Source organism: Ruegeria sp. HKCCA5763 (assembly GCF_013034545.1).
Taxonomy (GTDB): domain Bacteria; phylum Pseudomonadota; class Alphaproteobacteria; order Rhodobacterales; family Rhodobacteraceae; genus Ruegeria.
Genome location: NZ_WQGF01000004.1, coordinates 60,395 through 81,876 on the forward strand (window position 1 = coordinate 60,395; position 21,482 = coordinate 81,876).

Annotated in this window: 14 protein-coding genes and 1 pseudogene; 12 read left to right on the top strand and 3 right to left on the bottom strand. The window is 54.0% G+C overall.

Annotated elements, in window-relative coordinates; all coding sequences use genetic code 11:
- Positions 1-194: 194 nt before the first annotated feature.
- From GOV89_RS08810 to GOV89_RS08825, 4 genes are all read left to right on the top strand, one after another.
- Positions 195-1,316, top strand: a complete 1,122-nt coding sequence (locus GOV89_RS08810) for a GTP-binding protein (RefSeq protein ID WP_171237991.1) — start codon at positions 195-197, stop codon at positions 1,314-1,316.
- Between the two features lie 119 nt (positions 1,317-1,435).
- Positions 1,436-2,080: a class II aldolase/adducin family protein gene (locus GOV89_RS08815; RefSeq protein WP_171237992.1), complete on the top strand. Its 645-nt coding sequence runs from the start codon at positions 1,436-1,438 to the stop codon at positions 2,078-2,080.
- 308 nt (positions 2,081-2,388) lie between these two features.
- Positions 2,389-4,332 (top strand): DUF3604 domain-containing protein, encoded by a 1,944-nt coding sequence (locus tag GOV89_RS08820; protein ID WP_245223164.1) that lies wholly within the window; start codon positions 2,389-2,391, stop codon positions 4,330-4,332.
- A gap of 712 nt (positions 4,333-5,044) precedes the next feature.
- Positions 5,045-8,173, top strand: a complete 3,129-nt coding sequence (locus GOV89_RS08825) for a trypsin-like peptidase domain-containing protein (RefSeq protein ID WP_171237993.1) — start codon at positions 5,045-5,047, stop codon at positions 8,171-8,173.
- 99 nt (positions 8,174-8,272) lie between these two features.
- Here GOV89_RS08825 and GOV89_RS08830 read toward each other — a convergent pair whose 3' ends face one another.
- Positions 8,273-9,859 carry a tetratricopeptide repeat protein gene (locus GOV89_RS08830; RefSeq protein WP_171237994.1) on the bottom strand — a complete coding sequence of 529 codons (1,587 nt, stop codon included), beginning with the start codon at positions 9,857-9,859 and terminating at the stop codon, positions 8,273-8,275.
- A gap of 166 nt (positions 9,860-10,025) precedes the next feature.
- On the opposite strand from GOV89_RS08830, the gene GOV89_RS08835 reads away from it, so the two are divergent.
- The 3 genes and pseudogenes from GOV89_RS08835 to GOV89_RS22800 all read left to right on the top strand — a co-directional run.
- Positions 10,026-11,216 (top strand): phosphatase PAP2 family protein, encoded by a 1,191-nt coding sequence (locus tag GOV89_RS08835; protein WP_171237995.1) that lies wholly within the window; start codon positions 10,026-10,028, stop codon positions 11,214-11,216.
- 1 nt (position 11,217) lies between these two features.
- Entirely contained in the window at positions 11,218-13,374 is a 2,157-nt protein-coding gene (locus GOV89_RS08840; RefSeq protein WP_171237996.1) for a hypothetical protein, read from the top strand.
- A gap of 23 nt (positions 13,375-13,397) precedes the next feature.
- Positions 13,398-13,942: pseudogene (locus tag GOV89_RS22800) on the top strand (transposase); the annotation flags it as partial.
- On the opposite strand, the gene GOV89_RS08850 reads toward GOV89_RS22800, so the two are convergent.
- Positions 13,890-14,801 (bottom strand): amidohydrolase, encoded by a 912-nt coding sequence (locus tag GOV89_RS08850; RefSeq protein WP_171176337.1) that lies wholly within the window; start codon positions 14,799-14,801, stop codon positions 13,890-13,892. The pseudogene GOV89_RS22800 and the gene GOV89_RS08850 sit on opposite strands and share 53 nt — an antisense overlap.
- Positions 14,798-15,799, bottom strand: coding sequence for an ester cyclase (locus tag GOV89_RS08855; protein ID WP_171176339.1), 1,002 nt, complete (start codon positions 15,797-15,799; stop codon positions 14,798-14,800). The genes GOV89_RS08850 and GOV89_RS08855 overlap by 4 nt, the downstream gene beginning before the upstream one ends.
- Before the next feature lie 157 nt (positions 15,800-15,956).
- On the opposite strand from GOV89_RS08855, the gene GOV89_RS08860 reads away from it, so the two are divergent.
- The 5 genes from GOV89_RS08860 (at position 15,957) to GOV89_RS08880 (ending at position 21,367) form a co-directional block, all read left to right on the top strand.
- Positions 15,957-17,003, top strand: coding sequence for an ABC transporter ATP-binding protein (locus GOV89_RS08860; RefSeq protein WP_171176341.1), 1,047 nt, complete (start codon positions 15,957-15,959; stop codon positions 17,001-17,003).
- A gap of 95 nt (positions 17,004-17,098) precedes the next feature.
- Positions 17,099-18,352, top strand: coding sequence for an ABC transporter substrate-binding protein (locus GOV89_RS08865; protein ID WP_171176350.1), 1,254 nt, complete (start codon positions 17,099-17,101; stop codon positions 18,350-18,352).
- 67 nt (positions 18,353-18,419) lie between these two features.
- The gene (locus tag GOV89_RS08870; RefSeq protein ID WP_171176352.1) at positions 18,420-19,451 is read left to right on the top strand and encodes a carbohydrate ABC transporter permease; all 1,032 of its coding nucleotides are present in this window, start codon (positions 18,420-18,422) and stop codon (positions 19,449-19,451) included.
- Between the two features lie 9 nt (positions 19,452-19,460).
- On the top strand, positions 19,461-20,342 hold the full coding sequence (locus GOV89_RS08875) for a carbohydrate ABC transporter permease (RefSeq protein WP_170575797.1): 882 nt from the start codon (positions 19,461-19,463) through the stop codon (positions 20,340-20,342).
- 2 nt (positions 20,343-20,344) lie between these two features.
- The gene (locus GOV89_RS08880) at positions 20,345-21,367 is read left to right on the top strand and encodes an ester cyclase (protein WP_171237998.1); all 1,023 of its coding nucleotides are present in this window, start codon (positions 20,345-20,347) and stop codon (positions 21,365-21,367) included.
- Positions 21,368-21,482: the final 115 nt, after the last annotated feature.

Below are 21,482 nucleotides of genomic sequence, written 5' to 3' on the forward strand. Positions count from 1 at the left end.
CCAACCCTGTCGGACTTCTTGGTTAAAATGGAACGCGCAGTCGAAGATTTGCATCAGGGCGTTAACCCTTGTTTTGTAACTGGTCGGGTGGTGAACATATGGCAGAAGGAATGTAACGGCGCAGCTTAACTGGACAGCCCAATTGATTCACCATACTGATGTAATGTTATTTCAAAACTGAGCTTGTGATGTTCATGGCCCATGCCTCAAAAAACCGGTCAGAAAAGGTTGATGACCCGAGCATACCTGTAACGCTGCTAACCGGATTTCTGGGGGCGGGTAAGACCACCTTGCTGAACCAATTGCTGGCCGTTCCAACTTCTGAGCCAACTGCCGTCATTGTGAACGAGTTCGGCGAAGTGGGTCTGGACCATGACCTGATTGAAAAGGTGGACGGCGATGTGATGCTGATGTCGTCAGGTTGTTTGTGTTGTTCAATCCGCGGAGACCTTTCGGACACCTTTGTCAAGTTGCTCGCACGGCGCGACGAAGGCATGCTCAACTTTGGCCGCATTGTGATCGAGACCACTGGTCTCGCAGATCCGGGGCCAATCCTTCAGACGCTGCTTGTCGATCCTTTTCTCGCGCGAAATACGCGAATGGATGGCGTCGTGACGGTGGTGGACGCGGTGAATGGGCCTGCAACATTGGATGCCCAGTTCGAGGCCGTTTCGCAGGTCGCGGTGGCCGATCTGATCGTCCTAACCAAAACGGACCTAGTATCTGAAGCATCTAATAAAGCTGTGACCGAACGGCTGCGCGGTCTCAATCCAACAGCCGACATTGTTCGCCCATCTGATCATGATTTTGGCCCGAAAAGCTTGCGGAACCTGACGAGCATGCGCGAAAACGCCCGTCAACAGGATGCTATTTCCTGGACGACGCCCAAGGTTGCAAATGATCCTCTGGGCAACCTTTCAGGGCTCATGTCAACCTCAAACACAAAACCTGGGACCACTTCCGAGTTTCGACGCCATGATACAGATATCTCGTCTGTTTCGATTGTTCTGGACGAGGCGTTGCATGATGCAGTCTTTGATAAGTGGTTCGACACTTTGATTGCCTACAAGGGCCGGGATATCCTGCGTGTGAAAGGTATTTTGTTTCTCGAGGGAATTGAATCGCCGTTTGCTTTCCATGGCGTCCAGCACGTATTTGACCCGCCGGTCCCGTTGAAGAATTGGACCGGCAAAGACCGGCGTACCCGCATCGTTTTGATAGGCCGAAACCTAAACCGGCCTGAAATCCAGCGAAGCCTTGATATGTTGCGTAATGCACGGCCTGCAGATGCTAAGTCTTTGACGAAGTGCAGGTGACAGATAATGACCGGCATCAAGCTATAAGCTCATACAGGAAAGACGATTGCCATCTTGTACCAAAAAATGTTGGATTTGCTCTGGAAACGTGGCTGGGTAAATTCATCGGGAGTTTTTACGTGGAAAACCTTGAACTGCGCACGGCTCTGATCGCAACCTGCCGCGCCATGAACGCGAGCGGAATAAATCAGGGCACGTCTGGCAACGTGTCTGTACGCGCGGGGGACGGTTTTCTGATTACACCTTCGGGTATGCCTTATGACACGATGACACCGGAAGACATCGTGGACATGGCTTTTGACGGATCTTATCAGGGTCCCAGGCCGTCGTCTGAATGGCGCTTTCATCGGGACATTCTTGAGGCACGAACCGATGCAAATGCCGTGGTGCATTGCCACTCTGTCCACGCGACGGCGCTGGCTTGCCATCACAGAAGTATTCCAAGTTTTCACTATATGACTGCAGTTGCCGGAGGCACCGATATCAAATGTGCGGGCTATGCCACCTTCGGAACGCAAGAGTTATCGGACAAAGCTCTGACCGCGTTAGAGGGGCGTCGTGCCTGTCTGCTTGGGCAACACGGGCAAATCGCAATCGGCAAAAGCCTGAGCGCTGCTTTGTGGCTTGCCACAGAGGTCGAGACACTTTCGCAAATCTACATTAACGCATTGGCTTTGGGGGAACCGCCTGTTCTGTCAGACAAGGAAATGGCGGCTGTGATTGAGAAGATGAACAGTCAAAGCTATGGGCAGTCTTCTGACTGAGACAATCTCAGTCGTTCGGCGCGGTAGCGACTTGCAATTTATCCGGGCCTGCGGGCCAAAGGTGGCATGCCCTGCCTCAGCGATTGTGCCTGAATATCTTGTCACCCAGCGATTCAGTCAAAATATAACACCATCCATGATTTCCTTAAGATCACGGTTTGAAACACCATAGCGAGCTTGGAAGACCCCGCGAGTAGGATCGCACACACTGATAGCGTGCGCCCGAGTTGCGCACACGATACTAACTTGACAGCAGCGGTTTCAAAATGGTCGCATCAGGTATCATTTGCAAAGATAGGAATATCGTTATGAGAATCCTGTATAGCACGACCACAGTTTTTAGCTTCTTCATGTCCGCAACATCCATTCTCGCGCAGGACGCCGTAGAAGGTGGACAAGTTGGTGAGATGACGATTTCGAAATCCGACATGCGCGCGCAGGCAGCGGATACATTTTCACCTTATGCCGGGCGGGATTTCCCGACCCGACCGCTTTGGGGTGACACACATCTGCACACCTCACTTTCGCTGGATGCGCGTGCCTTTGGGGTGTTGTTGTCGCCTGCCGACGCGTTTCGTTTTGCCCGCGGCGAAGAAGTGACAACATCGCACGGGTTGCAGGCGAAATTATCCCGTCCGCTTGATTGGCTCGTGGTCTCTGACCATTCCGACGCCATGGGTGCGATGAATGAAATCGTGGCTGGTAACGCCACACTCATGCGTGATCCGACTTTGCGTGATTGGAATGACCGGTTGAATCAGGGCGGCGACGTCGCTTTGGGTGCAACCATGGAAGTTATCGAGACTTTTGCGGGCATATCCGGTGGTGCATTGCCAGAAGCAATAGCGGACCGCCGTTTTGTGCAATCGGTTTGGGATGACTTTACCAAAACCGCTGACGCGTTTGATGATCCCGGCTCTTTCACAGCCTTTATCGGGTATGAATGGACGTCGACCGAGGGCGGTAACAACCTCCACCGCAATGTCATCTATCGCGACGATGCAATTCGAGCCCGCCAAATGCTGCCGTTCACCACAGCAGAAACCTTCAATCCGGAAGACCTGTGGGATTGGATGGAGCGGTACGAAGAAGAGACCGGCGGCCGTGTATTGGCGCTGGCGCACAATGGGAATGTCTCGAACGGTCTGATGTTTCCGGTCGAGACAAATCCAGACACCGGGGAACCGCTGACAGGAGATTATGCGGAACGGCGTGCCAAATGGGAGCCTCTCTATGAGATCACACAGATAAAGGGTGACGGTGAAGCCCATCCGTTTCTGAGTCCCAACGATGAGTTTGCAGATTACGAAACCTGGGACGTCGCGAACCTTGGCCCTGTGCCAAAGGAAGACTGGATGTTGCAGTATGAATATGCGCGCGAAGCGTTCAAGAATGGTTTGAAACTGGAACAGCAGCTTGGGACAAACCCTTACAAATTTGGTGTCGTTGGATCGACTGATAGCCACACTGCATTGGCCACGGCGCAGGAAGACAACTTTTTCGGCAAACACTCAGGGGTAGAGCCGGAACCGGGCCGCTGGCAACATGTGGTCGGCGAATTTGAAGCGACGCGAATTTTAGGCTGGCAGATGGCGGCGTCGGGTTATGCAGCTGTTTGGGCCCAGGAGAACACGCGGGATTCTATTTTTGACGCAATGGAGCGCAAGGAAGTATACGGCACAACCGGCAGCCGTATTACCGTACGTTTCTTTGGCGGATGGGACTTCGACGCGTCTGATGCTCAATCCCGGCTTCCCGCGAAAATTGGCTATGAAAAAGGCGTGCCAATGGGAGGAGATCTGCAAGCAGCGCCAGACGATGCCTCTGCGCCGTCCTTTCTCGTCGCTGCCCTCAAGGATCCATATTCTGGCAATCTTGATAGAATTCAGATCGTCAAGGGCTGGCTAACGGCTGACGGCGAGACGCAGGAGCAAGTGTTTAACGTCGTTTGGTCTGATGACCGCGTTATCGACGACGCTGGTAAGTTACCATCTGTTGGCAACACCGTAGACGTTGAGACAGGCACGTTCACGAACTCTATCGGAGCGCCGGAATTGATAATCGTCTGGACCGACCCGGAATTTGATCCCGAACAAAAGGCTTTCTACTACGCGCGGGTTCTGGAAATCCCAACGCCAAGATGGACAGTCTATGAGGCAGTCCGGTTTGGCGATGAGATTCCGAATGACGTTCCCACGTCTACGCAGGAACGAGCGTATACTTCCCCGATTTGGTATACTCCGGAGAACTAGGTTAAGGACCCATTGTTCTTCGCCGTACCACATGAGTCTTCGCGTCTAAAACAAGCGGTGCACATGTATGATCTTTTCTGGTTGAGAGACGCGCAAATGACGCGACTCTCAATCTTTTTTCAAGTCCCAGGGTAAGCCCCGCGTGGATGACGGTCGGTGTGACAGCCGAGTACGTCGACGAGAAGGCCGTGATGATCGGCCTCATTTATCTGAATGCCCAACGAAAAGTGCGGCATAGGCAAAGGGCTTTTCACATCTAGCTGAACAAAAATTCAACCCTTTGGGTCAGCGAATGGCGTTTTAACGCCAGTTTGACGCTGCGCTGACGGCCTGTCCCTAGAATCGTGGTCATTGCGAAATCTGTGTGGGATAGGAGATTACGGTGACCAGTGGAGTTGTGCATACGAGTGAGTCCCCAACACGCGTTTTGATGAGGGTTTGCGCCTGCAACAAAAGCGCGCGAAACGTGTCAAAACCCGATTGCTGGTGGATTTTCTCATCGACCCGATACGCAATGCTGCGGATCTCGCGTCTAATGCGTCTTTCCAATAGAACCACTGATTTTTTTTCCGCGATCGGCAAGGGTAAACACACGGTAGCTGGCGCAGTCCCTCGCTGGGCTGTCGAGGTTTTTGTGACCAATTCAGAACGCCGTTCGCGCTTTCAAAAGATCCAATTGCGCAGAACTGATGCTGTTAAAAAAGGTATTCCTATGAAACTCACTGAGTTCGAAAAGAAACTGTCAGACCTTATTAATGCAGAAAAATTCGAAGAAGCCGAAGCGCTACTGGCTGAACATGTCAAAGAGCTGGCACCCGAAGATCAAATTCAGCCCTACTCTGCCGCCGTCACATTGAAGGGGTTAGATTTCGAAGATCAGCTGCTTGAAGGCGTTGATCTGATTGGCGTTGTGACGAAATGGGCGCGTCGAATTCGAAACGGACAATACAAAAGGATGATCGCGCAACATCCGAACAAGCTGCGCATCTTGGAAGAGGGGGACAGCTGGCACCAATACCCTGTCTTTCTTCGGGACGTGATCGACAATGTGTCTCGGATTTTTCCGACCTATTCGCTGTCTGCGCCAAGTGATCTTGCATCGAATATGGCGCTGGCATCCGAGCACGTAGATAAAATTCACGAGCTGGATCCGGACATTTTCATGTTGTCGATGGGTGGGAATGATTTGTTGGGCGACGGTCGATTTGTAAAGCTTCTGAAACCATATCAACCCGGATCTACCGCCAAAGCGCTGTTGAACGAAAACGCATTCAACTCGGCACTGAAGACAGTAATGGACAGTTACCGCGACATGGTCGACAGCGCGTTGGCCACAAAGCCTTCGCTTGTCGTATTGGTTCACGGTTACGATAACGCCTTGCCGCAGAACAACGGTAAGTGGTTGGGCAAGCCATTGGATAAAAAAGGTATCCCGCTCGGCATTGGACGTGAAATCGTAGAGCTGATCGTCGGGCGTTTTAATGACGCGCTGGCAGCGTTTGCGTCCGGTTTTGCCGGTAACGTGCGTTATGTCGATGTGCGAACCTCAGTCGGAGGCAACGTTTCCAGTTGGTATGATGAGATTCACCCGCGCAACCCCGGATTCGAGCGTGTTGCAAACAAAGTCTTGTTGGTTCTTGGCAATCTTGGCACGCGGTTATCGATTTCAGGTTTGGCAGGTCATTCTGCCTCAATTCCTGGTTTTGGCACGCCACAGCCGGAAGCCATAGTTAGCAACGCGTTGTATGATCGGCTCAAGCAACAATCTGTGCCACATCCAAAAAATGCCGACGCAGAATTTGCGCTTTGCTCTGAGAACGTGGCCGCTGCTCATGCTGATCTCAAGGAGTTGGAGCAGGAAATACACCTGCCGGACGACCCGGAGCTCGTACGGGCACGGCAGGATTACCGCCTTCCAAACGCAGCCTCCGCGTATGAGCGTGTCATCGGTGACCGAAACCTTGACGAGTTTTATGTTCTTTCACGCGGTGCGCTGATGGGCAACGCCGTTGCACGACTATTTGTACGCTCGCCAGGGTTCGGGTCCAGCTTTGGAACCGGCTTTTTGATTGGCGGCAATCTGCTTTTGACAAACAACCATGTACTGGGCGACCCAAGTCTGGCGCGGAGTTCTCAGGTGACCTTTGGGCATGAGTTCGACATAGATGGCACGCTCAACGAACCGGCGACGTTTCGCATGACAGAGGAAGTCTTCCTGACGTCAGTGTCGCACGATTATACAATTGTGAGTGTTGAGCCGACATCCAGCAATGGCCGCAGCCTTTCAGAGTTCGGCCACATCGAAATGTTGCCCCGGTCCGGCAAGGCCTTGAAACGCGAATACGTCAATATCATTCAACATCCGCGTGGGGACCTGAAGAAAGTTGCGCTGCGGGAAAACCTGGTTCTCGGGCGGCGGCGGCAGTTTCTGTATTATGTCACAGACACTGAACCGGGATCTTCCGGAGCGCCAGTCTTTAATGAAGAATTTCAGTTAGTTGCTCTGCATCACATGGCGGTGCCCGATCCGGCAAATCCAGGCCAGTTCGTGGCCAATCGGGGTATACGTGTCAGCGAAATTCTCAAAGACATCCTGAACAAACGAAATGTAGGCAGCGCCATGGCGGCTGAGGTCGATCAAGTGCTGTTGCAAGCCAGGAACGGATCAGATCCATTGCCTTTGAATGCTCCGGTTTCGGCCGCTTCGATTGGTCCCCTCACGCCAGCGGAACGTATGGATGAAGACGCATGGATGGAGAATATTGATACGACCATCCTTTTGCCCAGCGCCTTTGAGACACAAGTGGCACGACCGAAATTGTCGGCCCATGACGCCTATTGGCCCTCGTCGCCGCGAAACGCTCCGGATACCTGGCATCTTCCGGAAGAGTTTGCGGATCACCCCTTCGAGCTCACCTTGGCGACCCTGAAAGGCTTGGCCGAAATCAACGGGTTTGCGCCAGTGACAGATGGTCATAATAAGCTGATTTTTGGGTTGCGCGGATGCAAGCTTCGTAATGGTGGGTCCCGCCTTGAAGGCGTCACCGAAGCACAGCTTCAACCGATCTCGCCTGATCATGAGAACTTTCGCTGCGTGATCGGCGTCGCGGATGTCGTAACGGGTGTTTTGTCGCTGTACTCGGCCTCGACCGTGCCGCGCAGAACGCAGATGCTCAAATACTATAACCGCGTGAATTTCGGCACATCGAAAGTATTGTGCAATATGCTGCCGACCGGGTGTTACGAATATTGTGTCGGCTCACATTTTTCCACGGTGAATGGCGAGGTAAAATTCGTTTTGCGCCAGGGAAACGGGCCGCTTCCAGTCAATTCCAGCACTGTCACGACATTGCGCACACACAATGACTTGGCCTATGGAACTCAAGACTATTGGGACCGGACCAAACCCGGTGACAATATCCATCCAGCATTCCTGTCAGTCAGCTTTTCGTCGCAAGGATGTCTCACGTTGCCGGGCACCCAACATGGCAGCGGTTCATCCCATACGACCGGGACAGGAGAATGGCGCCGGTTCCGCAAGGCCGCCGGGTTTGATGGGGAACGACACGGGTCACGTTATGATGTGATGTTGCTGACCGGGCACGAGGCAGCAGCCTATTCACTCACCAATCCGGTTGACTGGCCGCGTTTGGCCTGCTTGCGACATGGCTCGCAGGGTGAGGTGGTGGCAAAGCTTCAGCAACAAATCGATGCGTTAAGCGACGGCAAATTTGGCCCGCGAACCAAAGAACTGCTCGCCAGTGCTCAAAATGACACCATTGGCTTTGCAACCGGAACATGGACGCCGGACATGGCGGAATTGATGAATCTTGATTTCTAAGGTTTTGTGCTGTGTTTCAGGGGGCCATTGTGAACATACAATTTGTGATGGGTCGGGTCCCCTGCCTCATGGCTCCTGCGAATGGCCTTGCAGGAAAAGTCAGGACAAGTCTCGGAAAACTTGAAAATCAACGCTCTCATCCCGCCTGAGCAATGAAGTGGGATACTTTCCATCCTCCACGAGTTGGTCAGGTTTGAACCCCTCTTCCTGATTGCTCAACGAAATAACGAGCTTTCGCGCCCGGTCCAAGTTTCCGTGTTTGGCGTTAAGGCCAATTGCATATCGAAGAGAAGGTTTGAAGGTTGGTCTGAAACTCAGCGAACGCTCAAAATGCCGAAGGGCAACTTGTTCCATACCCAGCGCCAAAGCAGACCCGCCTAACAGCGCTTCGGGCAAAAACTCGAGTGTTGAACCGCGTAACAGTTCTCTTGATCTTTGAGAGGACTCATAAGCTAATTCCAACTCGTGATTGTTTAGTTGTGCAGCAGCAAGTGTCCACCAGGCGAAAGGGTTTCCAGGGTTCAATTCGACGGCACGTGCGGCGTGGGACAACGCATCGTGAAATCGACCTTCAAGGTAGTTTAAACTGTTCGAAACTAACGCAAGAACCATTGAGTTGTTGGGCTCTTTCTCGAGCGCTTGGGACGCGAGTTCGCGGCTTTCTTCAAGAATATTTGCATTCCCGTTTTTGTAGCGTTCGAAGAACTGGATAACACGAACCTGCGCTCGCCAGGCAAGGTGCGTGGCGTGGGGATCATTGTCATACGCAGAGGCCAACAGGCGGTCAGCGTAATCCGCGCCCTGTTCGGTCATTGCAAACATACTTGAAATCGCCTTTGAGCTCATCAAAGGAGATCCAGCATTATTGTCGTCGCGACGCTGACTAAATCGATGTCGAATGGTCTCTGTGATTTCGAAAACCATTTGCGACATATCTTTGTTTTGTAACGGATTTTCCAGAAGGGACTTGATGATCCGATGTCCCGACCAGATTTGCAGCCCAAACGGTGCTTCGCGCAGCCTGGCGCGCATGAAAACCCAGCCATTGTCGCTCTGAACAGCGCTCAACGTCAGTTGAAACTCCGGCTCATACTGAGTTTCGGTTTCTGGTCCAATGACATTTGCACCGATAACTTGATGTAGCATTGTAGAGCATTGGTCCGCCGTCACCTCGGTGAACCAATCGGCCAACGGGTTTGGGCCGGGCAGTGTTTCGATGGCTAAAGTGATTGTAGGTGGCTTCACCGATGGTTCAGGAGCGCTCGCCGGCCGCAATGGAACCACATTTTGATCGACTGAGCGGCTCGACCGTTCCAATGAAAGCCAGTTTTCGAATTCGGGATCACGTATATCAATCCCTTCAGCGAACTCTCCGAAATTGCTGTCATCGATCCGTATTTCGTTAAGGTTCAAAGACACTCTGAGCTTTGTCGAAGTCACAAGCGCTGCTTGAGCGCCAAGCGACTTTTTGCACTGATATACCGCCTGACGAAGACTACCTGCGCCCTGATTTTTGCCCCGGTCACTCCACAATTTGTCTTGCAGCCACACCCTTTCGCGACTTCCATTAGGAGAAGTGAGCAGCAGCAGCAAAAGGCCACAGACCTTCGCCGATCTGGGCGTAAGATCAATGCCTTGGTCGGTCTCTAACCGAAATGGGCCCGTTATATGGGCGACAATACTCACAATGCCACAGCCTCTCGAATTAAATTGCAGCACTCAGAAATCACAGCGCTTAGGATCGGCTACCGTTATTAATGCGTCAAAAATGCCACCGCGCAAGAGCTGCAGCATTGACTCACTCAATTTTGCGCTGACTGTTGTTAAGCTTAGCAGCTCAGGGGGGATTGTTATGACACGTATGACAGGGCCGGGTACCGGGCCTGGAACCGGACCGGGCACGGGCCCCGGAACCGGACCGGGTGCAGGTAGTGCTGGTGACGTTGGTCTGGCAGGCGAGGTTTTTATCAGCAGGCACGCGGGCTCACCTGCGTCCCCGCTTCTGAGCGCCGCGCTAAATACATCTCGTGACGGCTTGATTAACTATTGGACTGGTCGTGGCAGTCCGGTGACTCCGTTCCCGACTGACGCGACTTACTTGGAGCACGTCCGAAACCCAACCAAGGCGATGATCCTCGATAGCGAATTGCGCAGCCGCTTGGCTGTTCTGGGGGCGACCAACGAAAGTGGCGGCTTCACCGATGGCAAAGCCAAACTTGTGTATTTGCATGACGTTGAAGGGACCCCAAAGTCTCAGATGTTGGTCAATATCAAACGACCTAGAGAAGAGTATTTTGAAGATCAGTTGCGTTGGGTCCGTGCATATGCCGACCTGAGGGCCGACCGGATACCAGAAATTCAGGTTCAATTGAGCGATATGCTGTCTTTCTTTGGTGCACATGCATATCTGGACAACGGGCGCCGCAGTAAAACGCTTTTGTATTTGTCCGTTACACTTTCAGTCGCAATCCATGTGGCTGCATTGATGAAGTACAACCTTCGCCAAAAACGCCCAATAGACTATGCTGCTGAAGTTCAGCCAATTATTCAAACCCCTGATCATTCGACTTTTCCGGCCGGTCATTCGATCGAAGCATTTGCGGTGGCCACGGTTTTACATCGTTTCATGAAGCGCTCACTTGCTGGCGACATCGGGAAAGTAAAATTCGGGACAGAGGAAGCCCCATTACCTTTCCTGTTGGCCCATCGGATCGGAGTAAACCGAGTTGTTTCTGGGGTGCATTTCCCAATTGATTGCCGAGCAGGCGCTTATATCGGCGTCATTCTAGGAGAGTTGATCTACAATCTGGGGGCAAGTGCTTGTGAAGACGCGAACGACCCAAAAGCCGAAGCGCCGCGGAAACTCAGAGTTCAGAAATCAAATCCCAGAAGGTATTGGGGCTATTCAGACAGCACGCCGGATTTTCTTCCGAGTGAGTTTTTAGAACTGTCCCAAGAAAAAGATGTGACCGAACTAAAAGGCGGCTTCGCTCCGCTATCCATAGCGCGTCACCTTTGGAATGAAGCAAATCAGGAGTGGTGATATGGGAAAACCCACTTCATCACCTTCCAGCTTGTTGCAGCCTGACTATTCCGACCCCTACGTGGATTGGTGGGCCTTGGCAGAAGGCAGCAGGACACAACGCTCCGACGACTGCACCCGGATCGACATTCAGCCGTTAGAGCGGAACATCTTTGGCTTGCACGATAAGAAAAAGCGCAAAATTGAAGTTCCTTTACCCGAAGGCGCGACCAACACGGATTTCAGTCCCAATGCTTGGGAGTCCTGGGAAGCCAACGCGGAAGATTACCCCCATATACGCACCGATGACGTTATTCTGGGAGTGATTGATACAAGTTTTGCACTGGGCCAGAAACGGCTTCGGTTTGAGAACGGACAGTCGCGGTTGTTGGCGGCCTGGCTGCAAGGCGCAGATGCCCGCAAAAAAGGTGCGCGGCATCTTCCGTTCGGGCGCGAATTTTCAACGGTTCAGATCGAAGCAGAACTTCGCAAACACAGCGGCGGAGACTTGAAGAACCCTTTGAATCAGGAAAGCTTTAACCGTGCGACTGGGGCTGTAGACGCGGATAAGCCAAGTTGGGAAGGCGCCAAAGAACTTCAACTTTCTGCCTCTCATGGTACGCATATTCTTGATGTGGCGGGTGGAATAAACCCAGGCGCGCTGGGCGCGAGTTTGGACGATGGGCGCCCACGTTGCCATTTGGTGGCTATATCCTTGCCACCACTTTTCCTTCACGGTCACGCGGGGAACTTTCTACAATATCATGCAGTTCTGGGTTTGATCCGAATTATTCGCCTCGCTGATGCAATTTCCGCGGCCAAACACAAAGCTAAGTGTCCTGGTTTTGACGCAGATCACCAGTTTCCTGTTGTTGTGAACTTTTCATTCGGTTTTGAAGCCGGGCCGAAAGATGGTTCATTGGAGATGGAACAGGTGATCCGCAACGAAATTCGCAATAGGGCCTGTGATTTTGACGATGACGCGCCGTTGAAGAACCGCAAACGGAAATGTAGGCCACGGAAGGTGAAGACCTTCGTCAACATGCCGGCAGGGAACTCTAACCTGATGCGTGTTTCGGGGCGTGATCTGGTCAAACCGGACGGTCATGAGCCTTTCGAAGTTATTGTGCAGCCCAGCGATCATTCCTCAACCTATGTCGAGTTCTGGTCAGAACCTTTCAACAAGAGTTCTGGTTACTTGGAGCGGCTTGAACTTCAAATCGATCTTCCCGACGGCCGAAAAATTCCAATCGGTCTAAAAAACCCAGGGCGCGGAGCTCCGGAAGTGCGGCAAATAAGTTCGCCGGACAATTCAGCTCAGATCGGGCGGGTCTACTATAATCTGAACCAGTCGCCTTTGCGCGCCAAGGATCAAGTTAGATTGCGTGTTGTTGTTGCCCTTGCGCCGACTTTGGTTTTTTTCCCGATGAAAAACCAACGCCGGAACACAACGGTAAAGCTTGCCCCCGCTGGTCGTTGGAAATTTACTTTCAAAGGGATAAAAAACACTCTGCGATTTGACGCATACATTCAGGCTGATCTGTTTGGCGGTCCGTTGCCGCAAAACGCAAGGCGCGCGTATTTCGACCACAGGCTTTACCGCGACTACCTGGAAAGCGGACATGTGCGTGACAGCTATTCGTATTGCGAACCTGACAAACCCCTTGATAACGGGCCAATCAGCCGGGTGGGAACCCATAACGCGCTCGCTTCAACCCCCTATGTTTCTATGATTGGAGGGTATCGCAACTCTGACGGTCGTCCGGCGACATACTCTGCCACCGGGTATCACGCCCCGCCTGCGTTCAATAGTCAATCGGATGTTGATGTTATTTTCCCGTGCGACGACAGTGACACAAAATCAGGCATCCTGGGGGCCGGGCCTCGGGACGGCGCGGCGCTGGCGATGAACGGAACCAGCGTTGCGACGGCACTCAGTTCGCGGATGATGATTGATTGCCTGTTGACTGACCCTGACGCTGAACTTGGGCAGCCGTGGCTTCAAACACAAGCGCGCAACTACGCGAATGAGGGTCGTCCCGAACACTACAAGCATGCTGCGCCATTGAAAGCAGGGGCTGGGCATCTGCCATATCCCGATAGCTATTGCGACGTCGGCGCAGGAGTGGGAATGCGCGCTCGCAGAGGTGGGCGTGGCATTACCAAATTGAATTTCTAGGGTGGGTTGGTTGGAGCATTTGGATGAAGATACCAACAGATATGCCCGACCTCAAAGGCTTCCGCTTTCCACGCGCATTGATCGCGTATGTGATCTGGGCGTATCATCGGTTTTCTTTTAGTACGGCTGATGTTGAAGACCTGTATGCCGAACGCCGTGTGGCTGCCAGTCGGGAAACCGTTCGGCTTTGGGTGAACCGGTTTGGCCGCCCTTTTGCGAGTTGCATCAAACGTGACCGTCCCGGGCATAGTGACAAGTGGCATCTGGATATGGCAACACGCTTGATCTTCTGGTCCAGAAGCAGCGCAATGCAAAGGCAGCCTGGCGATTTCTACAGCGTTTCAAAAGTGCATATGAAGACCCGCTTGTTGTCATATCGGACAAGTTGCGCGGCTATTTCGAGCCGGTAAAGAGTCTTGCGCCGTCAGCCAAATACCGATCCCACAAAGTGTTGAGCAACCGTGCAGAACAAACGCATCTAACGGGCCGAAAACGACAGAAGATCGTGGGACGGTTCAAGTTACCGTCGCAAGCTCAGAGATTTCTGGCAGCTCAAGATCATAGAAACGCGCAGCGGTCTGACTGAACACTGCCGAGTGCACCTCAGCGGGCACCAGATCGTGGTAAGCCTGCATCAGAGAGGCGTAGTCACCGTAGAGCTTGTCGACCGGGAAGTTTGAACCGAACATGACTCGATTCGCTCCGAACTGGGCGAGGCACTCATCCACAATTGGGCGTACGCTTTCCGCGGTCCATTTGTGGTCGAACATGCCCAGGCCAGACAATTTACATGAGACATGCGGCAGATCAGACAGCGCATGCAGTCTCTGAGCCCAGTCGTTCAGGCCTGCCGCGCTGCGATCATGCGGTGAGCCTGCGTGACACAGCGCGATCCGCGTGTTCGGCGCCCGTGCTAGAATTCGAGCGGTTTTTTCGATCAGTTCAGGGATGAGTTGCAGATCAAAGCTGAGACCCCGCCGCCCTGCTTCCTGCAAGCCGATCAGAAAACGTGGGTCGTCGAGTAGGGTATTGGTGCCTGTCTGCGCGTCCTCTCCGGGTGCGCGGCCAACGATCTGGCGCACGCCGCGAACAGTCGGGAGGGTCTGAAACCTGTCGAGTTGGGCGGGCAGGTCGGTTGAGGTCAGGTCACAAAACACAACCTGCGCCATCGGCCAATCTGGATTGGCATCGGCAACGGATTGGACCCAACGAGCTTCGTCCAGACCGTTTTCGGCCCCAACTTGAATATGGACCGAAGCGCGTACACTGCTGGGTGCGGCCTCGGACCGGAATTCATCTAGCAGGTAGTCCCGCTGGATTGGCGTCGGGTCGCCAAAGAACCTATCCACACCGCGCGCCATCAGCCAAGGGTAGTGCACTGTCTCAAGGTCCCATAGGTGGTGATGCGCGTCGACACAGCCAATCATGTCCGTGGTACCTTCGCCATACGGGCCAGAATATCGACCCCCTGTTGTTTCCAGAAATGCAGCAGGTCGATGAAAATCCAATTCTCGGCCAGTTTGTCACCGTCGCGTCGATATATGTCGATAACTCGGAATTCACCGGCCTTGTCGGTGGCGGGCATGCCCATGAACCCGCCGGTGGGTCGCGCCGTGAAATTCGGCCAGCCGAAAAAACCACCATATTGACCCTCAGCCATGCGGCAGATATGTTTGGTCTTTGAGCGGTCCGTGAAGGATGCGCGGAACGGGCCCGAGTGCTGCTTTGCATAGCGCTCGATCGTATAAGTCGCACCGATCCCGGCAGGACCCCACCAGATCATGTCTTCGCACCATGTCTGGTGCAATTCGTCCACAAGGCTCAGGCCGCTGTTCCATTGGCCCAGATCGGAAATCATGGCATTAATCGTGCCGAGCGTTTTCTTGCCCTCTTCGGCGGGCTGCGGGCCAAACATCAGCCCGTCATGCGTCATCGGTCCGGGTTGAACAAGATGGGCTGCGGTCTGTGGCGGGAAGGGCTGAAGCCCGGCCTGCATCATGAGGTGAGGGATGTCGAAATACATCGCCGTCTCGCTGATTTTGCCATTATCTACCTTGTTGAATTCGCAGTAGCGCAGAAACGCCATCTTGCCTGTTGGGGCGATACCCAGCCACTCATTGTCAAAAAGGCCCATGAGGTGACCCATCGACACGACCCAGATCGAGCTGAACCCGTCGATCTCGTTTTTACCGGCCATGAACACGTCCATCCGACGTTGCAGGTGCTTTAGGCTGTGCTTCAGAGGGTGCCAGAATTTCTGGGCCACATCTTCAGAGCCGTGCAGTTCATCAAACGGATGGAATCCGCGCCACAGGTAGTCTTCCGCGCAGTAGTTAGACATCGTGTCAGTGACATCCGATTCATCTGCGTTGCCTAGCGCCTCGTAGTACTCAAGAACGATCGTTTTTTCGGCATCGTAAGACATTATCAATTTCTTTCAGTGCTTTAACTGTTGCATCAGAGCAGTTTATGAGGGGCAAATCCGCTTTTGCATGCGCATGCAAAAAAAGCTTGCCAGATGTTTCTTTTGTTGTCTATGCTTTTTGCAAACGTATGCATGACGACCCGCAGGGAGGGACTCAATGGCCGAGATTCAACTTCGCAACGTTGGCAAGCGTTGGGGTTCGTTTGTCGGGGTCGACAATTTCGATCTAACGATTTCCGACAAAGAGTTTCTGGTTCTTCTCGGCCCATCAGGCTGTGGCAAAACGACGACCATGCGCATGATCGCCGGCCTAGAGGACGCCAGTGAAGGTGACATTCTGATTGACGGTACCCGGGTCAATGATATGGAGCCCAAGGATCGTGACGTCGCGATGGTGTTCCAGTCGTACGCTCTGTATCCGAACATGAACGTCTACGAAAATATCCGGTTCCCGCTGAAAGTCCGCGGCATCGACCCGTCTACGCATGACGAAAAAGTGCGTCGCGCATCCGCCATGGTCGAACTGGACGACTTCCTGCATCGCAAGCCAGCAGAATTGTCGGGAGGTCAGCGCCAGCGTGTTGCGCTTGCCCGTGCCATTGTTCGCGAACCCAATGTGTTCCTAATGGACGAACCGCTGTCCAACCTTGATGCCAAGCTACGCGTGTCCACTCGGGCACAGATCAAAAACCTAAGCCACGAATTGGCGGTGACCACAATTTACGTCACCCACGACCAGATCGAAGCGATGACGCTTGCCGATCGCGTGGTTGTCATGAAACAAGGCGTCGTGCAGCAAGTGGGTAGCCCGACCGAAATTTACGACACCCCGGCCAATACCTTTGTGGCCAGTTTTATCGGCAACCCGGCCATGAACCTGATGGAAGGCCAAGTCCGCAACGGCACGTTTCTAGCCGACCACGTGGAAATCGCGAATATCAACGCACCTGACGGTCCTCTTACGCTCGGCTTCCGTGCGGAAGACGCCACGCTTGCCGAAGACGGGCGGGGGCAAATCAATGCTCCGATCTATACCCAGGAGTTGCTGGGCGACGCGACGATGATCTCGGTCCGCGTTGGTGGAGCGCTGGTGTCCGTGAAGGCCGACAAGAATTTCCGGGCTGAAATTGACGACATGGTGTCGATCTCGGTGCCGGTCGAAATCTGTCATCTGTTTGACGGCCAAACCGGCGAACGGATCTGAAAGTAGCCCCGCAAATCACCGGGGATCAGCCCCGGGGCCCGAACTTTGTGCGCGACAGGGGCGCGCACGACACTTCAGAGAAACAGGGAGATGAGATGTTTCTGAGAAAGCTAGCTACCGTAACCACTTTCGTCGGATTGATGGGTTCGGCTGCGTATGCGGCGAACTGCGGTCCCGAAGGTCAATCCATCCGAATTCTGGCCAGTGACTTCCCGGCCATCCACGCCGTTGCAGGCACCGCCGAGGAAAATTGCGCAGGTGGCGCGTCTGAGTTTTCGACAAACCACACAACCGAGGCGCGCCAGATCATGAACGCGGCCCTGACGCCGAACCCGTCTGAATACACATCGGTTATTCTGGCCAACTCGACGCTGACTCAGCTGATGAATGACGGCCTTGTGCGTCCGCTGAATGATCTGGTTGAAAAATACGGCGAAAACATCTCGCCGAACTTGCTGATCACCATCGATGGCAATGTCATGGCTGTGGCCTTTATGGCCAACTCGCAGCATCTGTTCTCGCGGACCGACATTCTCGAGCAGGCCGGCTTTGAGGGTATTCCAGCGACTTATGAGGAAGTCCTTGAGGCCGCCGAGATGATCCGTGCCGCCGGTATCATGGAACATCCGATCGTGATGAACCTGAGCGCCGGTGACGGTGGCTGGAACCTCGCCGAGGTGTTCAACATGATCTACCTTGGCCATGGTGGAGAGTTCTTTGAACCGGGCACTGCCGAGCCTGCGATCAACAACGAAAAAGGTCTGGCTACGCTTGAAGTTATGAAGGCGCTTGCTGGATATGCGCATCCCGACCACCTGACCCATGCCTCGAACGAAACCCAAGGCCTGTGGGAAGCTGGTCAGGCCGCACTTGGTGTCATGTGGGGCTCGCGCGGTGCGCCGATCCTGGATGACGAGGGTTCCTCGGAAGAAGTGACGTCGAACACGGTTCTGTCCGCGGCGCCGACCGTTGGCGGTGGTTCGATCCCGGCTGCAACGCTGTGGTGGGACGGAATCTCGATCGCGTCCAACGTATCAGACGAAGAAGCTGAAGCCACCTTTGCGGCATTGGTCAGCGCCCTGACACCGGAGATGGTGGCGGCAAACAACGATGATGCCGTCTGGCTGCTGAATGGCTATCAGCCTGGCCCAGCCGCTGCTGGTGTTTCGGCGACGGCGCAGGGCGGTGCCAAACCGTATCCGATGATCCCGCAGATCGGCATTCTGCATGCCGCGCTTGGCAAGGAATTGTCTGACTTCCTGAAGGGCGACGAGTCCGCTGAACAGGCGCTCGCTGATGTTGAGGCGTCTTACCGGACGTCCGCCAAAGAGGCTGGCTTCCTCCAGTAAATCTCCCCGACTTGAGGGGGCTGTCGCGGCCCCCTCTCTTTCTCGAATTTGAATCGGGACGCATGTCATGAAACACCGCACCTTCTTCTGGTTTGTTCTGCCGACATTGTCAGCGATGATTTTGTTCATCGCGCTGCCGATCGTGTCGGTGTTTATCCAGTCGCTTTTTGTCGAACACGAACAGGTTCTGGTCGTCTCGGAAAGTTGCGGTCCGTTTGGTTGCAACCCGACAACGACAGTCGATATCGAAGCGACCGAGAAGCTGCGGGAAGAACAACCGCTGGGCCGTTTCAACGGTCTGGGCACGTATTTCGACAGGTCACACCTGGCCCTCGCCGACATTGGGGAGGCATGGGCGACTTCAGAAAGCCTGGGTGAGTTCTGGTCGAAGGTTTACAACCTGCCATTTTACAACGCTCTGACCTTCACGCTGGCCTATACCTTCATTGTGACGCCTCTGGTCTTGGTGTTGGGTCTGGCGATTGCGGTTGGGGTCAACAACCTGCCACGCGCGTTGAAGGGCCTTGCGATCTTCATTTCCCTTTTGCCATTCCTCGTAACCCCACTGGTTGGTTCCTTGATCCTGTTCTGGATGGTCGACGGTGACGGGGTGATCGGAGCAACAATTCAACGGCTTTTCAATGATCCAACCCTAAGCCTGAAGGCGTCCACGCCGCTGATGTGGATCATGTTGATGGTTTACGGTGTCTGGCACACCCTGCCGTTCAGCTTCATTACATTCTATGCCGGGCTTCAGACCGTGCCCGAAGACACGATGGAAGCCGCGCAGATCGACGGTGCCAGCAAATGGCAAAGCATGATCCATGTGGTCGTGCCGCATCTGATGCCGTTGGTTTCGTTTGTGACCCTTATGATGATCATGGACAACTTGCGTGTCTTTGAACCCATCGTCAGCTTCAAAGCCGAGGCCCATGCGCGCTCGCTGAGCTGGATTATCTTCAACGACCTGCGCGAAAGTGGCAATCCGCTTTATGCCTCGGCTGGAGCGACCTCGCTGATCACCATCATCATCGTTGTCATTCTGATGATGCCGGTACTGGTGCGCACTTGGCGCGACTTCACCCGTAAATCTCACTGAGGACACGACATGGCGACCAAAGCACAATCCCGCATGACCCCGCTAAAGCTGTTCTCTTTTGGCTTTGTGGCCCTTTGGCTGATCATTGCTGCGTTTCCCTTTTTCTGGACCTTTTGGGGCAGCTTCAAGGTGCAAGCTGACTTCCTGTCCAAGGCCGATTGGATGAATGCACTGCGCGGCACTAACACGATCGAGCAAACCGGCAGCGCATTTACCGGTGCGGGTTACTATGGCGCGTGGATTGAAGAAGACTTCTGGTTCAACTTCAAGAACACCGGCATCGTGGTGTTTTTCACAGTAGTCATCTCGCTAACCTTCGGAACATTGGGCGGTTACGCGTTGGCCCGTTCCGGCTTTCGCTATGCATTCTGGATCCTTATGGCCGCGCTGGTGTTCCGCGCTATGCCGCACATCACGCTGGTCTCTGGTTACCTGCTGTGGTTCTTCGAGTGGAACGTCTGGGGCATTCTGCCAACGACCATCATTGTGCTTGTGGCAATCAATCAGCCTTTCACGCTGTGGATGCTGCATTCATTCTTCAAGAACATCCCGAAAGACATGGACGAAAGTGCCATGGTCGATGGCTGCACCCGGTTCCAGGCCTTCCGGCACGTGATCGTCCCGGTCATGTGGCCCGGCGTGATCACCACTGGCCTGTTCAGTTTCCTGCTGGCCTATAACGACTTTACCGTCGCGGTGATGCTGCTGAGCGAAGAGAATGAAACCATCATACCTGCGATCAACAGTTTCATGGGCACCACTCAGGTTGAAGGCAAGGTCATGTATGCGGTCGCCGCCGTGGTTTCGGCGACTGCCCCGCTGTTCGTCCTGATCCTGTTCTTCCAGCGCCAGATCGTCAGCGGTTTGACCGCCGGAGCCGTAAAGGGCTGATCATGGAGACGATTCACGATCAGAACAAGGTCCTCTTACAGCCATTGCGGGCTGCGTTTAGGGCCGGCGATCCGCAAAGGATGCAGCAGGAAATCCTGCGGATTTTCGCGCCTAACGCGAGGATCCGACTTGGCTACCCGTTCAACGAAATAACAGGCCCTCAGGAACTGTGGAGCCGTGTTTATCGCCCGCTTCTGGTTGCTATGCCCGATCTGGAACGCCGAGATTTCATTGTCATGGCAGGCCCGCGTTGGGGTGGCTCCGCCGGTGGTAGCTGGGTCGGCTTGGGCGGTAACTTTGTTGGCACGTTGCACGCGAAATGGCTGGGTATCCCAGCGACTGGCCAGCTTGTTTTCATGCGCTACCACGAATATCTGCGCGTCGAAGACGGGCAAGTCGTCGAGATGGAAGGTCTATGGGACATTCCTCAAGTTATGCTTCAGGCTGGCGTTTGGCCCATGGCTCCACAGTTGGGTGTCGAATGGATGTGCCCCGGACCGGCGGATGGGCAGGGCGTGGTGACTGCGCCAAATGACAAGGCGATGACTGATGCGTCAGTACACCTCGTTTGGGACATGCTGCATGACCTGAAGCAAGGCGATGCGACGTCCCCGGGTCGTGGTCTTGGTGGGTATTGGAGCGACAATGCCTATTGGTTTGGCCCAACCGGGTTGGGCACAGCACGCGGTCACGCAGGAATTCGGAACAGAATCTTTAGAGGCTTTCGGCAGGGACTGTCAGACAATACGCGCCATTTAGAAGATGGGGTGTTTTTCGGTGACCGCAATCTGGTGGCCTTCACCGGTTGGCCATCTGGCACCGCCACTCACTCCGGAGACGGGTTCCTCGGGCTTGACCCGACGGGTCGTCGGGTCACGCGATGCAGTCTAGATTTCTGGCGCATCGAGAATGATCTGGTTCAAGAATGTTGGGTCATGGTCGATATGATTGATCTTTACCGACAGCTGGGTGTGGACGTGTTCGCCCGTATGGCCGCCCTAAGCGATATGAAGGAAGCGGCATGAGCTCGGCTGCAAGAAATAGTTTTGTTGCGCGTCACCCAGCGCTCAACCGGATGCCGAGGGATTTTTTGTCGGCGCGCTAACCGCGCGGTTCACATCAGAAGATTCCTCACGCACC

Bases quoted from the DNA above. Each gene is read 5' to 3' on its own strand.
- GOV89_RS08840 (WP_171237996.1), top strand. From the start codon at position 11,218: ATGGGAAAACCCACTTCATCACCTTCCAGCTTGTTGCAGCCTGACTAT.
- GOV89_RS08810 (WP_171237991.1), top strand. From the start codon at position 195: ATGGCCCATGCCTCAAAAAACCGGTCAGAAAAGGTTGATGACCCGAGC.
- GOV89_RS08850 (WP_171176337.1), bottom strand. From the start codon at position 14,801: ATGATTGGCTGTGTCGACGCGCATCACCACCTATGGGACCTTGAGACA.
- GOV89_RS08865 (WP_171176350.1), top strand. From the start codon at position 17,099: ATGTTTCTGAGAAAGCTAGCTACCGTAACCACTTTCGTCGGATTGATG.
- GOV89_RS08860 (WP_171176341.1), top strand. From the start codon at position 15,957: ATGGCCGAGATTCAACTTCGCAACGTTGGCAAGCGTTGGGGTTCGTTT.
- GOV89_RS08825 (WP_171237993.1), top strand. From the start codon at position 5,045: ATGAAACTCACTGAGTTCGAAAAGAAACTGTCAGACCTTATTAATGCA.
- GOV89_RS08855 (WP_171176339.1), bottom strand. From the start codon at position 15,799: ATGTCTTACGATGCCGAAAAAACGATCGTTCTTGAGTACTACGAGGCG.
- GOV89_RS08870 (WP_171176352.1), top strand. From the start codon at position 18,420: ATGAAACACCGCACCTTCTTCTGGTTTGTTCTGCCGACATTGTCAGCG.
- GOV89_RS08875 (WP_170575797.1), top strand. From the start codon at position 19,461: ATGGCGACCAAAGCACAATCCCGCATGACCCCGCTAAAGCTGTTCTCT.
- GOV89_RS08880 (WP_171237998.1), top strand. From the start codon at position 20,345: ATGGAGACGATTCACGATCAGAACAAGGTCCTCTTACAGCCATTGCGG.
- GOV89_RS08835 (WP_171237995.1), top strand. From the start codon at position 10,026: ATGACACGTATGACAGGGCCGGGTACCGGGCCTGGAACCGGACCGGGC.
- GOV89_RS08820 (WP_245223164.1), top strand. From the start codon at position 2,389: ATGAGAATCCTGTATAGCACGACCACAGTTTTTAGCTTCTTCATGTCC.